Genomic DNA, 14,539 nt, shown 5'->3' with positions numbered 1-14,539 from the left:
TGGTGGGGGCTTACTCGGCATCCGCGCGCGCCATCGGGCGCGTGATGTCGCCCGTATGCACACCATAGCTGCCGCCTTCGCGGATTTTCACGCGGTCGGCAAAGAACAGTTCCAAGGTGGCGCGGATGGTGGGGAAGGCCAGGTCATCCCAAGGAATCTGCGCTTCCGTAAACAGCTGCACGTCCAGGCTTTCGATGCCGGGCGCGAAATCGAGGTCGCGCAGGCGCGCCAGGTAGAACAGGTGCACCTGGTGCACGCGCTGCACGTTGAGCAGCGAAAACAGGGGACCCAGTTCGATATGCGCGCCCGCTTCCTCCACCGTTTCGCGCTCGGCCGCGTCCGACGTCGTCTCGTCGTTTTCCATGAAGCCGGCCGGCAGAGTCCAGTAGCCCAGGCGCGGCTCGATGGCCCGCTTGCACAGCAAGACCTGCAGCTGGCCATCTTCTTCCCAGACGGGAATCGAGCCGACCACCATTTTCGGGTTCTGGTAATGGATGGCGTCGCAGTTGGCGCAGACATAGCGGGGACGGTTGTCGCCTTCCGGAATGGACAGGCTGACAGGGTGGGCGCATTCGGAGCAGAATTTCATGGGCTGGCTTCGGAAAATGGGTGACTAGTGTAATGCTTACTGTACACCGATTGCGCGCTCTGTGGCGTGACGGGCGGACACAATGCCACCTGGTAATTGGCTGACCTTTTTTAATGTATTTTAATTTAATAGCTCTATTGCAGTCGAAGTTGAGATAGCTATTGCCTAAGCCACCCGTTTGCCCTTATAATTCGAGTGCGGGGTGGAGCAGTCTGGCAGCTCGTCGGGCTCATAACCCGAAGGTCACAGGTTCAAATCCTGTCCCCGCAACCAATTCGAAGCCGCTGGTTCCTCGCAAGAGGGCCAGCGGTTTTTTCGTTTACGGCGCGAGGTCTTCTGCCTGCTGGCGCGCATACACGATCAGCCGCAAGTGGCGGTCCGCATCGATGGTCAGCGAGGTGTGCTCGTAGGCGACCTGCTCGCCGCCGACGTCCAGGCGGCGCACGCCGGCGCACGGCGCATGCACGTCATGGCGGCGCCACCACTGCTTGAACTCGGGCGAGACCTTTTCCAGTTCCTCCACCAGCGCGTGGATATCCGCTTCCTGTGTGGCGCGCGCGTAGTCGCGGCGAAAGCTCGACAGCATCAGCGGCGCCTGTTCTTCCCAGGCCGTGAAGCGCGAGCGCAGCAGCGGGTCGGTAAACAACAGCCACAGCAGGTTGCGGCGCGCCGGCACATGCGCGCCGAAGCCGAACAGGGCGTCCGCGTCCGCATTGAACGCCAGCACGTCCCAGCGCAGGTTGAGGACATAGGCCGGATGCGCCAGCTCGTGCATCAATCGGCGCACCGGCGGCGGCACCACGCAAAAGGTCTTGCCCTCTTCGGCAGGCGGACGCGCATGCGCCAGCAGGAACAGGTGGCGCCGCTCGCCCGCGTCCAGTCTCAGTACTTCGGCCAGCTTGTCGAGAAAGGCGCTCGAGACGCCGATGTCGCGCCCCTGCTCCAGCCAGGTGTACCAGGTCAGCCCCACGCCGGCCAGCGCCGCCACTTCTTCGCGGCGCAAGCCCGGCGTCCTGCGCCGCCCGCCGCCAGGCAAGCCTACGTCCTCGGGCGACAGCCGCGCGCGGCGCGCCTGCAGGTAGGCGGCCAGTTCGTGGCGGGTGCGGGCCAAAGTGCGCATGGTGGGGGTTTTCCGGTGAGCCTGTTGCTGCCAGTAATAGCATAAACAGTTAAATTGTAATTGTTTATATTGTATTCCAAAATGCCTGCTTTCTTCCCGAAAGCGTGCCCATGTCTGACTATTTTTCCTCCCGTGCCGCAGTGCCTGCCGACTCCGCGCTGCCTGTCACCGTCTACCTGATCGCCGTGGGCGCGTTCGCGCTGGGCATGGCGTCGTATGTGACGGCAGGCCTGATGCCGATGATCGCCGGCGCCTTTTCCGTGTCCCTGGCGATGGCCGCGCAGCTGGTGACGGCGTTTACGTTGGCCTATGGCCTCGGTTCGCCCCTGGCCGTGGCCTTGCTGCCGGCGCGCGCGCAGCGCTCCGGCCTGTTACTCGCCCTGGGCGTGTTCGTGCTGGCGAACGGGGCCAGCGCGCTGGCGCCCGAATTCAGCAGTTTGCTGGCATGGCGGGCCGTTGCGGGCATCGGGGCGGGCGTTTACCTGGCCCTGGGCATCGCGGCGGCGGCGGGCGTGTCGGCGCCGCGGCAGCGGGGCAAGGCCATCGGCGCGATCATGGGCGGCATGGCGGGCGGCACGGTGCTGGGCGTGCCATTGAGCTTGCTGCTGGCGCAGCAGCTGGGCTGGACGGCGGCCCTGTGGCTGGTCGCCGTCCTCGGTGCGCTGGCGCTGGCGGGCTTGCTGTGGAAACTGCCCGCGCTGCCGGAAGTACCGGCGACCTCGCTGCGCCGCAAGCTGGCCTTGCTGGCCGATGGGCAGGTGCTGGCCATTTTGCTCGTATCGCTGCTGGCGGCCATCGCCAGCCTGGGCATGTACACGTTTATCGCGCCGCTGCTGGCGTGGTCCGCGCACGGCGCGGAAATTTCCACCACGCCCTTCCTGTGGGCGTGGGGCGTGGGGGGCATCGCGGGCAGCGTATTGGTGGGACCACAGGCGGACAAGGTGGCGGCGTCGAGGCTGACTAGGCTCATCTTGCTGCTGCTGGCGCTGGCCTTGTGCGCGCTGCCGCTGGCGGCCGGCTGGTCGGCCTGGCTGATGCTGGCGCCTATCGTGCTGTGGGGCGCGGCCGGCTGGGCCCTGCAAGTGCCGCAGAACCAGCAGTTGCTTGCCGTGCGCGCGCGGCAGGGCGATGGCAACCTGGCCATCGCCCTCAACGAATCGGCGCTGTACCTGGGCAGCGCCATCGGCGCCGCAGCAGGCGGGGTACTGCTCCTGCTGGACTGGCCCGTGTGGCTGCTGGCGGCCTGCGCCGCCCTGGTCGCCGCCGCAGCGTTGCTGCTGCAATGGTGCGGCGTGAAATGGATTGCAGAATTCCGGAAAATGGAAGAGTCTGTTTAGTGACTTTCCAGCTGCGCGTACACGGCGTCGGCGATCTTGCCCAGTTCCTGTTTGGGCAGGCTCGCCGAGAGGGCATAACCGAGCTGGCCGTCGATCCAGTAAAACACGCTCAAGTCCTTTTCCTGCGTGTAGCGGAAGGCCGTTTCCTGCTTGCCGGCCCGTTCTTTCGCCACGTACAGGGTCAGGCGCTGACCTTTGCCATCTTCATACATGAATTGCGCCACGGGGCCGTCGCCATCGCCGGGCAGCAAACGCCCGCCGATCAGGTGATAGCCGAGCGGCGACAGCGCAGGCGGCTGCAATTTGCTGCCCAGGCGTTTCGACAGCCATTGCACCAGGTGGGCCTCCTGTTCCGCCCCCACCTCGACGGGGTGGCGCACTTCCGGCGTGTAGACGGCATGGGCGATGGCGGCGCTGCGCGCCAGGGAGATGGGGCTGGCGCTGGCGCTCCGCATGTCACCGCCATCGCCGCGCAGCAGCCAGCCGCCCGCGCCGCCAGCGAGCACCAGCACGACGGCAGCTGCCGCCTGCATGGCGGGGCGGCGCCAGGCGCCGTTCGCCGCCGGCGGGGCCGCCGCCTGCAGCAGGGCAGGCGGCACGGCTTCGTCCAGCACGGGATCGAACAGGGCGCGCAATTGCCGGTTCTGCTCGCGCCACGCATCGACCCTGGCGGTGTCCCCGGGATGTGCGCGCAGGTGGGCGTCGACGGCCGCGCGCTGGTCTTCGGGCAGGACGCCGTCGGCCAGGGCGTGCAATTGCGCTTCGCTGATGGCTTGCGTTGTCATTTCACGACTTTCAGGGTGGGTGGGCCGCTGCCCTGGCTGCCGGCAGGGCAGCCGTCGAGCAGGGTGCGCAGCTTGTCGCGCCCACGTGACAGGCGCGACATCACGGTGCCGACGGGAATGTCCAGGGTGGCCGCCACCTGCTCATACGGCATCTGTTCGAGCGCGACGAGCAGGATGACTTCGCGCTGTTCCAGCGGCAAACGGGCCAGCGCCGCATCCATTTCGCCGATGGCGATGGCTTGCCCGGGCGCGTGTTCCGGCGCGGGCAGCACGGTATCGTCGTCGAGTTCCTGCAGCGCCAGGCCGGGACGGCGCAGCTGGTCCACGTGCAGGTTATGCATGATGGAAAACAGCCAGGGCCGCATCTCGCCACCGCGCTGGTCCAGCTTGCGCCACGCCCGTTCCACGGTGTCCTGCACCAGGTCGTCCGCGTGCAGGGCGCCCGCCAGCGCGCGCGCATAGCGGCGCAGGCCGGGCAGGCACGCTTGCAGCTGGCGGCTATCCTCTTGCGTGGTCATCGTGGCGGCGGGCAGGGGGGCTTACGGCTTGACGACGTGCCACACGTTCTTGAAATTGTCGCCGGCCACGTCGCCAGGCTTCTTGTCTTCCTTGTACAGGTACAGGGGCTTGCCCTTGTAGGTCAGCTGCATGGCGCCGTTGTCTTCGCGCTTGATGCTGCCATACGGGGCGGCGGGCGCCGCGTCGGTGGCGATGACGGCGGGCCAGGCCACCAGGCAGCCGCCGCTGCAGGCGCTCTTGCCGCTGTCGGCGACATCCTTGTCGAACACATACACGGTCATGCCGCTGGTATTGACCAGCATGCCGTTGGCGGGCATGACGTCGGCGGCGAAGGCCAGGGGGGCGGACAAGGCGGTGAAAAGGGCGGTGGCGGCGAAAGTGGTAAAGCGCATGATGATCTCCTTGATGTTTGGTGGGCTTGCAAGGGATAGACGCGCGGCGCGGCCCGTTTATTCCACCGCTGACGGATTATTTTTCGGGTGCAGGCTGGCCCACAGGTGGGCGGCCGCCATGGTGCGGTGCGGCGCGTACTGGCGCAGCCACTGTTCCGTGCGCGCCATGTCAGGCTTCGTTTCTTCGCCGAGCAGCTTTTGCAGGGCGGCGCGGATCGCCACGTCGCCGTGCAGCGAGCAGTCGGCATAGCCGTAGCCGCGCAGCAGCGCGTAATTGACGGTCCACGGGCCGATGCCCTTCACGGCCAGCAGCGCCTGCGAAATGGCCGCCACGTCACCGGAAGGGGGCAGTTCCAGCGTCAGCGCTTCCTCGTCGACGAGACGCGCCAGGCGCAGCACGGTTTCCGCCTTGGCGCGCGAGAATTTGCGGCTGGTCAAATCCTCGATGTCCAGCCGCGCCACGTCGCGCGCCTCCGGGTAGCACCACAAGCCGCTGCCATGCCGGCGCCCCGCCTGCAGAATGAAGGTGCGGCGCAGGGAAATGGCGAACGGCAGGTTGATCTGCTGGCCGATGATGGCCCAGGTCAGCGCCTCGAAAGGGCTGGCCGATTGCACGATGCGCAAGCCCGGGTTGATGCGGATCAACGGCGCCAGCAGCGGGTCGCCGGCGGCCAACTGCGCGAACGGCTGCGGGTCGATGCGCAGGCCGAGGATGTTGAGCAGCGCGCCGTGCAGCGCCGTTTGCAGGGCGTCACTGGCGCCGCCGTCGATCTCGGCGCGGCAGACGGCCGTATCGTCCGTGAAGGCCACGTCCAGCACCACGGGCACGCCGGCAAGCAGGATGCCCTTGCGCAGTCCCGTAGCGGTGACCTGTTCGGCCACGCCTTCCGCGTCGCGGCTGTGAAAGGCGATGACGTCGTCGCGGCGGTAGCCGGCGGGCAGGGGGAGGGTCCAGTGCAGCAGGGTCATGGTGGCCAAATTCAGTGAAGGTAGCAGGGGCGCGCCGCCGGCGCACCGCGTTTCTTGCTGCGGTCCTTAGCGGGCGCAGATGTCGGTGGTGGGCGGGCTCAGGGCCGCCGCGTGCTGGATCTGTAGCGCGTCGGGCACGCCATTTTTCACGGCCGTCAGTTCGGCCAGGATGGAAATGGCGATTTCGGCCGGCGTCTTGCTGCCGATGTACAGGCCGATGGGGCCATGCAGGCGCGCCAGCTGCTCGGCGCTGACGTCGAACTGCAGCAGCCGCTCGCGGCGCTTGGCATTGTTGGCGCGCGAGCCGATGGCGCCGACATAAAAAGCCGGCGATTTCAATGCTTCCATCAGGGCCAGGTCGTCGAGCTTGGGGTCGTGCGTGAGGGCGACGACGGCGCTGCGGCTGTCGAGTTTTAATTCCAGCACGAGGTCGTCGGGCATGGCGTGCAGCAGAGGCACGCCCGGTACGTTCCAGCCGCCCCGGTATTCCTCGCGCGGGTCGCAGACGATGACGTGGTAATCCATGGCCGTGGCGATCTGCGCCACGAAGCGCGACAGCTGGCTGGCGCCGATGATCAGCAATCGCCAGCGCGGGCCGTGCTGCGTGGTGAGCACCGCGCCTTCCAGGGCCAGCACGGCGCCCGGCGTGGCGCGCTGCAGGGTGACGGCGCCGCTGTGCAGGTCGAGGCGGCGCTCGACCAGTTCATGCGCTTCCAGGCGTGCCAGCAGTTCGGCCACCTTGCTGTCCGCGTGCAGCGGCTCGATGGCCAGTTCGATGGTGCCGCCGCAGGGCAGGCCGAAGCGGTGCGCCTCGTCGGCGCTGATGCCGTAGCTGACGATTTCCGGCAAGGTGCGCACGATACCGTGCACGCGCACGGTGTCGATCAGGTCATCCTCGATGCAGCCACCGGAGACGGAGCCGACCACCGTGCCATCGTCGCAGATGGCCAGGGTGGCGCCCACGGGACGGGGGCTGGAGCCCCAGGTCTTGATGACGGTGACGAGTTCGCAGCGGTGCCCGGCGGCGAGCCAGGCGGCGCTGGTTTTCAGAACTTCGAGGTCGATGCTGTCCATGGGGCGCGGAAGGAAAGCCGCAGGCAGGCGGCAAAGTATGGAATATTCTTCAATATTGTGGCTATACTACGCTCTCCAACAGCCTGCGGAGAGTTTTCATGTCGAACGACCAAAAGACGCAAGATGACGGCATCCCCAAGTTTGGCAAACTGCTCATCGCCCTGTTCCTGGCGGTGGTATTTTGCGGCGCTCTGACCTGGGTCATGGGCACCTACTTCCCGAACTTCCCCGGCGCCTGACCAAACCTGCTGCATCAGGCGCCTTTGGCGTTTAAGGCTTGAGCGGTTTCTTCGCCGCCTGCTTGGCGCGCACGTCAGTGACGGCGCGGTTGATCGCCGCCATGCGCGAGTTGGTGCCCGGGTGCAGGGCCGTGTAGCCGTTGGCGACCGTGGCCGGCACTTGCGTGGCCAGGCGCTGCCAGAAGCGGGCCGCGTTGTCGACATTGTAGCCGCCGCGCGCCAGCAGATAGATGGCCAGGGTGTCGGCTTGCACGTCGAGTTCCTGCGGCATGGCCTTGATGCCGGCGGCGCCCGTCAGCATCGATACGTCGGGCTGCACGGCCCCCAGGCTGTCGATGATGCTGCCGGCCGTGCCTGGCGTGCGCTGGCTGCGCGCGTGGTCGAGGATGTTGTGCGCCATTTCGCGGGCGATGACGAAGGCGATGCCTTCATCGTTTTGCGCCGCATTGACCATGCCGCGCGTGAGCATGATGCGCGAACCGTCCGAATACGCGTTGATATTGTCCGCATTGCCCAGGGCGACGCGGAAGGCGCAGGCGCGCGTGACGGGAATTTTGAGGTCTTGCTGCTGGCCGTCGCGGGCGATGGTCATGTTCAGGCTCGCGCTTTTCGAGGCCAGCGGGCCGACGATGGCGCCGAACGGGCCTTCCGCTTTCGGGCCGACCGGCAGCGGCTTGCCTTCGGCGGCCAGCAAGCCGTCGCCCTTGCGCAAGCCGGCGCGCGCGGCGCCGCTGCCCGGCAAGACGCTGGACACCTGCATCTGCTCGCCGTAGCCGAGTGCCGCCTGCGCCGCGTCGGCATAGATACCGGGGTAGGAATACTTGTTCTGCGCCGTGAAGCCCAGCAGGTTGCGCGCATACGTCTTGCACAGGTCCGCATTATTGATCAGCAGGGGCGCCGACACTTTCGACAGGCGGTCCTGCAGCGCCACCATCTTCACCAGTTCTTCCTGCGCCGCCCTTTGCTGCGCCGTCGGGCCGGGCGCATCGGGCGCCGGCACGACGTTGAACGGGCCGCTGACATTCGTCGCCGGCGTGGTGCAGCCGGCCAGAATGGCCGCGCCGGCCAACAGGAGGGGAGTGGCCAATCGGCGCAGCGAGGTTGGGGCTGGGGTCAGATGGCGGAAACCTGGCATAAGTGTCAATCCTTAATGTTTGCCGGTGCTGCCAAAGCCGCCAACACCGCGTTCGCTGTCGCCGAATTCCTCGACGACGTTAAAGCCCACTTGCAGCACCGGCACGATAATCAGTTGCGCCAGGCGTTCCATGGGATTGAGCGTGAAAGCGCTCTGGCCCCGGTTCCAGGTCGATATCATCAGCTGGCCCTGGTAATCGGAGTCGATCAAGCCTACCAGATTCCCCAATACGATGCCGTTTTTGTGGCCCATGCCGCTGCGTGGCAAAATCATGGCCGCATACGACGGGTCGCCGATGTGGATGGCCAGGCCGGTCGGAATGAGCACCGTCTGACCCGCTTCGATGGTGATGGATTCGGCTATGCAGGCGCGCAGGTCGAGTCCCGCGCTACCCGGGGTGGCGTAGGCCGGCAGCAGTTCTTGCATGCGGGCGTCGAGGATCTTGATGTCGATATTTTTCATGAATCTAAATGAGCTAAAGCGTATAAAAAAGATTATTTGAGCAGCGAATTCCTGGCGATCCGCTTCGAGATTTCCGAAATCAGCTGGCGCGCCAGGTTCAGTTTCGGGGCGCGCGGCAGCACGGTATGGCCTTCCTCGTCGAACAGGATGATGGTGTTGTCGTCCTGGCCAAACGTGTTCTGACCGATATTGCCGACCAGCAGGGGAATGCCTTTTTTCTCGCGCTTGACCGAGCCGAATTCCACGAGGTTTTCCGATTCGGCGGCAAAGCCCACGCAGTACGGATAGCCGGCCAGGTTGGTGCGCGCCGCCACGGTGGCCAGGATGTCGGGATTTTGCACGAACTGCAGTTCGGGCACGGAGCCGTCGGCCTGCTTTTTCATCTTCTGGTCGCTGGCGTTGGCCACGCGCCAGTCTGCCACGGCGGCCACGGCGACGAAGACATGCTGGCCGTCGACGTGGGCCAGTACCGCATCATGCATCTGTTGCGCGCTTTGCACGTCGATGCGGCGCACGCCGAACGGCGCGTCCAGGGCCGTCGGGCCGGAAATGAGCAGCACCTCGGCGCCCGCTTCGCGCGCCGCGCGCGCCACCGCATAGCCCATCTTGCCCGAGGACAGATTGGTGATGCCGCGCACGGGGTCGATGGCCTCGAAAGTGGGGCCGGCCGTGACCAGCACGCGTTTGCCCGCCAGGACTTTCGGCTGGAAGGCTGCGATCAGCTCCGTCAAGAGCTGTTCCGGCTCCAGCATGCGGCCCAGGCCAGTTTCGCCGCAGGCCTGTTCGCCGGCGGCCGGGCCGAACAGGGTGATGCCGTCGTCGCGCAGCTGCTGCACATTGCGCTGCGTGGCGGGGTTCTGCCACATTTCCACGTTCATGGCCGGCGCCACGAGCAAGGGCAGGTGGGAGGGACGGGCCAGGCACAGGGTCGACAGCAGGTCGTCGCACACGCCATGGGCGAGTTTACGCAGAAAATCGGCCGAGCACGGCGCGATCAGGATGGCGTCCGCGTGGCGCGTCAAATCGATATGCGCCATGTTGTTGTCTATGCGCGCATCCCACTGGCTCGTGTGCACGGGGTGGCCGGACAGCGCCTGCATGGTCACGGCCGTGATGAAGTGGCTGGCGGCATCCGTCATGACCACCTGCACCGAGGCGCCGGCCTTCGTCAGCGCGCGGCACAGTTCCGCCGCCTTGTAGCAGGCGACGCCGCCCGAAAGTCCCAGGACGATTTTTTTGCCGGACAATTCCATGCCGTTCTCCCGCGTGTTTATTTGTTTACCCGGCGCAGTTCATCGATGATGAACAGGGCCGCGCCGATGCAGATGGCGCTGTCGGCGATATTGAAAGCGGGGAAATGGCCCCAGCTTTTCCAGTGGAAGTCGAGGAAATCGACCACGTGACCGTACACCAGGCGGTCGATGGCGTTGCCCAGCGCGCCGCCGAGGATCAGCGCCAGGGCCCAGCAGAACATGCGCTGGCCGGCGTGCTTTTTCAGCAGATAGATGATGTAGATGGCGGCCGCCAGGGCGATGCCGGTGAAGAAATAGCGCTGCCAGCCGCCCTGGTCGGACAGGAAGCTGAACGCGGCGCCCTTGTTATACGCGAGCACCAGGTTGAAATACGAGGTGATGACCATCTCTTGCGCGTAGCGGAAGGTCTTCAGGATCGTGATCTTGGTGATCTGGTCGAACAGGATGACGATGGCGGCGATGCCCAGCCAGGGCACGAGCGACGCCGAGGAGGACGATTTCGATGAAAAACGGTTTTTAGTGGCCATATTTTTCCAGGGAAGATAAAGCCGCCGCCTGGCAGCAGGCGGCGGTTGGACTCATAGCATACAACGACGGGCAAAATCGTAGCGAGCGGCAGCGAGGCTCGGCGCCCCCGTTGGCCCGAGACGCGCAGCTGTACTTTAGTACAGCGAGCATCGCAGGCCGCAAATCGCGACGCGCAGTAGATTTTGACGACGTTGTTAGGCGAAGCGGCGTTTCTCGCCCGCGCCAAACAGGTTGCTGACGCAGCGGCCGCACAGGGTAGCATGCGCGGCGTCCGTGCCCACGTCCGCGCGGTAGTGCCAGCAGCGCTCGCACTTCGGCGCCGTCGACGCGGCCACGACCACTTCCTCGGCTGCTTCGTCTGCCACTTCGGCCACGGTTGCCTGCGAGGTGATGAAGACGAATTTCAAGTCGTCGCCCAGGGTGGTCAACAGCTTGTACTTCATCGGCGCGGCCTTGATCGTCAGTTCCGCCTGCAGCGAGGAACCGATGGCGCCCGAGGTGCGCAAGTCTTCCAGCTGTTTGGTGACGTCCGTGCGCACGGCGCGCAGGGCCGTGTATTTCTCCAGCAGGTCGGCCGCGTCCGACACTTCCGGCAGCTGCCACCAGGTTTGCGTGAAGATGGTTTCATCGCTGGCGGCATATGCATCCGCGCCGGCGAAGACTGCCCATGCTTCTTCGGCCGTGAACGACAGGGCCGGGGCCATCAGGCGCAGCAGGCTTTGCGTGATGTGCCACAGGGCCGTCTGCGCCGAACGGCGCGCGTGCGACGTTAAACCGGAGGTGTACAGACGGTCCTTCAGGATGTCCAGGTAGAAGCCGCCCAGGTCTTCCGAGCAGTACGTCTGCAGCTTCGACACGACGGGGTGGAACTCGTAGCGCGCGTAGTTGTTCTCGATCTGCTGCTGCAGCGATGCCATGTTGGCCAGCGCATAGCGGTCGATTTCGAACATCTCCGCCACCGGCACGGCGTCCGTGGCCGGATTGAAGTCCGACGTATTCGCCAGCAGGAAGCGCAGGGTGTTGCGGATGCGGCGGTACGATTCCGTCACGCGTTTGAGGATTTCATCGGAGATCGACAGCTCGCCCGTGTAGTCGGTCGAAGCGATCCACAGGCGCAGGATGTCCGCGCCCAGGGTGTCCGAGATCTTTTGCGGTGCCAGCGTGTTGCCCAGCGACTTGGACATCTTCTTGCCTTCGCCATCGACCGTGAAGCCGTGCGTCAGCAGCGCCTTGTACGGCGGACGGCCGTTCAGCATCGACGACACCAGCAGCGACGAGTGGAACCAGCCGCGATGCTGGTCCGAGCCTTCCAGGTACAGGTCGGCCGGGAATTGCAGCTGCGTCGAGTGCGAACCGTGCGCCTGCGGGCCGCCCAGCACCGTCTGGTGCGTGGCGCCGGAATCGAACCACACGTCCAGGGTATCCTTGTTCTTGGCGTAGATGGCCGCTTCGTCGCCGATCAGGTCTTTCAGGTCCAGCGCCTGCCATGCCTCGATGCCGTTCTTTTCGATCAGCTTGGCCACTTGCTCCAGCAGTTCCGGCGTGCGCGGATGCAGGTCGCCCGTTTCCTTGTGCACGATGAAGGCCATCGGCACGCCCCACTGGCGCTGGCGCGACAGGGTCCAGTCGGGACGGTTGGCGATCATGCCGTGCAGGCGCGCCTGGCCCCAGTCCGGGAAGAACTCGGTGTCGGCGATGCCTTTCAAGGCCGTCTCGCGCAGGGTTGCGCCGCCGTCCTTCGGCGTCACGTCCATGCCGGCGAACCACTGCGAGGTGGCGCGGTAGATGATCGGCGTCTTATGGCGCCAGCAGTGCATGTAGCTGTGGTCGAACATCTTGACTTCGAACAGCGCGCCCGCTTCGCGCAAGGCGTTGCAGATCGGCTTAGACGCTTCCCAGATGGTCATGCCGCCGAACAGGGGCAGAGTCGAGGCGAATTTGCCGTCGCCCATGACGGGCTTGATGATGTCGTCGTCCTTCATGCCGTGCGCCTTGCACGAGATAAAGTCGTCCAGGCCGTAGGCTGGCGCCGAGTGCACCACGCCCGTGCCGCTTTCCGTGGTCACGTATTCGGCCAGGTACAAGGGCGACAAACGGTCGTAGAACGCGTCGCTCGCGTGCAGCGGGTGGCGGAAGCTGATGCCGGCCAGGGCCGCGCCGTCGCAGGTGGCGATCGTCGTGCCTTCGAGCTTGAAGCGCGCCAGGCTGGCGACGACCAGGTCTTGCGCCAGGATCAGCAGCAATGGCTGGCCATCGCGCTCGGTCTTCACCAGCGAATATTTGACTTCCGGGTGCACGTTGAGCGCCTGGTTCGACGGGATGGTCCACGGGGTGGTGGTCCAGATGACGATGAAGCCGTTATCGGTCGGCAGGGACGGCAGGCCAAAGGCGGCCGCCAGTTTTTCCGGCTCGGCGAACTTGAAGCCGACGTCGATGGCGGGATCGCGTTTTTCCGCGTATTCCACTTCCGCTTCGGCCAGCGCCGACTGGCAGTCGAAGCACCAGTTGACCGGTTTCAGGCCGCGGTAGACATAGCCTTTTTCCAGCAGCTTGCCCAGCGCGCGCAATTCGTCCGCTTCATTGCCGTGCGCCATCGTCAAATACGGGTTGTCCCACTCGCCCAGCACGCCTAGGCGAATGAAATCCTTCTTCTGGCGCTCGACCTGCACGTTGGCGTAGGCGCGTGCCTTTTCCAGGACTTCAGCCGTCGGCAGGTTCTTGCCGTGCAGTTTTTCGATCTGGATCTCGATCGGCATGCCGTGGCAATCCCAGCCCGGCACATACGGCGCGTCGAAGCCGGCCAGCGAGCGCGACTTGACGACCATGTCCTTCAGGATCTTGTTGACGGCGTGGCCCAGGTGAATGTCGCCATTCGCGTACGGCGGGCCGTCATGCAGGATGAATTTCGGACGGCCGGCGGCAGCCTTGCGCACGCGCTCATAAATCTTCTTGTCTTGCCATTGCTGTACCCATTGCGGCTCGCGCTTGGCCATGTCGCCGCGCATCGGGAATGGGGTTTCCGTCATGTTGACCGGGTATTTGCTTTCAGGCTTCTTGTTCTGCTTGGGCGTGGCTGGCTTGTTTTGATCGGACATAGTCTTCTTTAATGATATTGAATGGTTTGCGGCGGCAGGAGCCGCCAGGCGACGGAGTTGGGCGGCGTCAAATTCGGTCGGTGGCGGTAATGGCGCCGCTGCGCTGCTCAAAATAGGCGCGCGCCTGGTTCGAGTCGCGCTCGATGGCGGCCGTCAGGGTGGGCAAGTCGTCGTACTTTTCTTCGTCGCGCAGCTTTTCCAGGAACTCCACGCGTACCAGCTTGCCGTAGCAGGACTGGGCGAAATCGAACAGATGCACCTCCAGCAAGACGCGGCCGCTGTCGTCGACGGTGGGGCGCACACCCAGGCTGGCCACGGCGGGCAGCGGTACTGGTCCCAGGCCGTGCACTTGCACGATGAAGATGCCGGACAGGGCGGGGCGGTGCGCCACGCGCAGGTTCAGGGTGGGAAAACCGAGGGTGCGGCCCAGCTTCTGGCCGTGGATGACGTGGCCGGAAATGGCGTACGGATGGCCCAGCAACTGCGTGGCCAGCAGGAAATCACCGGCGGCCAGGGCCAGGCGCACGGCCGACGAGGAGATGCGCGTGCTGCCGTTCATCACCGTCGGCAAAGTTTCTACGTGGAAACCGTATTCGCGGCCCGCTTCCTGCAGCATGGCGACGTCGCCGGCGCGCCGGGCGCCATAGCAGAAGTCGTCGCCGACCATCAGCCATTTCACGTGCAAGCCGTCAACGAGGACTTTTTCCGTGAATTCCTGCGGCGTCAAGGCGGCGAACTGGGCGCTGAAATGCTCGACGACCACGCGGTCGATGCCGGCGTCATCCAGCGACTGCAGCTTGTCGCGCAGGTTGGCGATGCGCTGCGGCGCCTTCGACAGGTCGCCCGCGCGCTGCGCGAAGAATTCGCGCGGGTGCGGTTCGAACGTCATCACGGCCGCTTCGATGCCGAGTTCAGTGGCAGCTTCGCGCACGCGCGCCAGCAAGGCCTGATGGCCGATGTGGACACCGTCAAAATTGCCGATGGTCAGAGCGCAAGGCGCTCGTGCCTGGGCATTGGGAAGTCCGCGGAATACCTTCATAGG

General features: G+C 65.3%; 15 protein-coding genes and 1 tRNA gene. 3 read left to right on the top strand and 13 right to left on the bottom strand.

The window, feature by feature from the left end; all coding sequences use genetic code 11:
* Positions 1-10: 10 nt before the first annotated feature.
* Complete coding sequence (locus tag JAB4_RS24035; protein ID WP_070224527.1) at positions 11-589, bottom strand: NUDIX hydrolase; 579 nt, start codon at positions 587-589, stop codon at positions 11-13.
* 196 nt (positions 590-785) lie between these two features.
* On the opposite strand from JAB4_RS24035, the gene JAB4_RS24030 reads away from it, so the two are divergent.
* A tRNA-Met gene (locus JAB4_RS24030) sits at positions 786-862 on the top strand.
* A 46-nt stretch (positions 863-908) separates the two neighbouring features.
* On the opposite strand, the gene JAB4_RS24025 is transcribed toward JAB4_RS24030, so the two are convergent.
* Positions 909-1,709, bottom strand: coding sequence for a helix-turn-helix transcriptional regulator (locus JAB4_RS24025; protein WP_070224528.1), 801 nt, complete (start codon positions 1,707-1,709; stop codon positions 909-911).
* A gap of 110 nt (positions 1,710-1,819) precedes the next feature.
* Between JAB4_RS24025 and JAB4_RS24020 the strand changes: the two genes are divergently transcribed.
* On the top strand, positions 1,820-3,046 hold the full coding sequence (locus JAB4_RS24020) for an MFS transporter (RefSeq protein WP_070224529.1): 1,227 nt from the start codon (positions 1,820-1,822) through the stop codon (positions 3,044-3,046).
* Here the strand turns inward: JAB4_RS24020 and JAB4_RS24015 are convergent.
* The 5 genes from JAB4_RS24015 to JAB4_RS23995 all read right to left on the bottom strand — a co-directional run bounded on the left by JAB4_RS24015 (position 3,043) and on the right by JAB4_RS23995 (position 6,785).
* Positions 3,043-3,831: an anti-sigma factor gene (locus JAB4_RS24015; RefSeq protein ID WP_070224530.1), complete on the bottom strand. Its 789-nt coding sequence runs from the start codon at positions 3,829-3,831 to the stop codon at positions 3,043-3,045. The two genes, JAB4_RS24020 and JAB4_RS24015, sit on opposite strands and share 4 nt — an antisense overlap.
* Positions 3,828-4,349, bottom strand: a complete 522-nt coding sequence (locus JAB4_RS24010) for an RNA polymerase sigma factor (RefSeq protein ID WP_070224531.1) — start codon at positions 4,347-4,349, stop codon at positions 3,828-3,830. The genes JAB4_RS24015 and JAB4_RS24010 overlap by 4 nt, the downstream gene beginning before the upstream one ends.
* Positions 4,350-4,370: 21 nt before the next feature.
* Complete coding sequence (locus JAB4_RS24005; protein WP_070224532.1) at positions 4,371-4,742, bottom strand: hypothetical protein; 372 nt, start codon at positions 4,740-4,742, stop codon at positions 4,371-4,373.
* Positions 4,743-4,799: 57 nt separating this feature from the next.
* Entirely contained in the window at positions 4,800-5,711 is a 912-nt protein-coding gene (locus JAB4_RS24000) for a DNA-3-methyladenine glycosylase 2 (RefSeq protein WP_070224533.1), read from the bottom strand.
* Between the two features lie 66 nt (positions 5,712-5,777).
* Entirely contained in the window at positions 5,778-6,785 is a 1,008-nt protein-coding gene (locus tag JAB4_RS23995; protein WP_070224534.1) for an XdhC family protein, read from the bottom strand.
* 98 nt (positions 6,786-6,883) lie between these two features.
* Between JAB4_RS23995 and JAB4_RS23990 the strand changes: the two genes are divergently transcribed.
* Complete coding sequence (locus tag JAB4_RS23990) at positions 6,884-7,024, top strand: hypothetical protein (RefSeq protein ID WP_162995759.1); 141 nt, start codon at positions 6,884-6,886, stop codon at positions 7,022-7,024.
* 31 nt (positions 7,025-7,055) lie between these two features.
* On the opposite strand, the gene JAB4_RS23985 is transcribed toward JAB4_RS23990, so the two are convergent.
* From JAB4_RS23985 to JAB4_RS23960, 6 genes are all read right to left on the bottom strand, one after another.
* Complete coding sequence (locus JAB4_RS23985; protein WP_343216237.1) at positions 7,056-8,111, bottom strand: M48 family metalloprotease; 1,056 nt, start codon at positions 8,109-8,111, stop codon at positions 7,056-7,058.
* Positions 8,112-8,171: 60 nt separating this feature from the next.
* Positions 8,172-8,621 (bottom strand): dUTP diphosphatase, encoded by a 450-nt coding sequence (gene dut, locus JAB4_RS23980; protein ID WP_070224536.1) that lies wholly within the window; start codon positions 8,619-8,621, stop codon positions 8,172-8,174.
* Positions 8,622-8,653: 32 nt separating this feature from the next.
* Entirely contained in the window at positions 8,654-9,874 is a 1,221-nt protein-coding gene (gene coaBC / locus JAB4_RS23975) for a bifunctional phosphopantothenoylcysteine decarboxylase/phosphopantothenate--cysteine ligase CoaBC (RefSeq protein WP_070224537.1), read from the bottom strand.
* Between the two features lie 17 nt (positions 9,875-9,891).
* Positions 9,892-10,401, bottom strand: coding sequence for a signal peptidase II (lspA, locus tag JAB4_RS23970; protein WP_070224538.1), 510 nt, complete (start codon positions 10,399-10,401; stop codon positions 9,892-9,894).
* 195 nt (positions 10,402-10,596) lie between these two features.
* Entirely contained in the window at positions 10,597-13,497 is a 2,901-nt protein-coding gene (ileS, locus tag JAB4_RS23965) for an isoleucine--tRNA ligase (RefSeq protein WP_070224539.1), read from the bottom strand.
* Positions 13,498-13,564: 67 nt separating this feature from the next.
* Complete coding sequence (locus JAB4_RS23960) at positions 13,565-14,536, bottom strand: bifunctional riboflavin kinase/FAD synthetase (RefSeq protein WP_070224540.1); 972 nt, start codon at positions 14,534-14,536, stop codon at positions 13,565-13,567.
* Between the last annotated feature and the right edge of the window lie 3 nt (positions 14,537-14,539).

The organism is Janthinobacterium sp. HH102, assembly GCF_001758625.2.
In the GTDB taxonomy this organism is placed as follows: Bacteria; Pseudomonadota; Gammaproteobacteria; order Burkholderiales; family Burkholderiaceae_D; genus Janthinobacterium.
The sequence above is the reverse complement of the archived record's forward strand: the minus strand, read 5'-3'. Positions and strand labels throughout refer to the sequence as shown.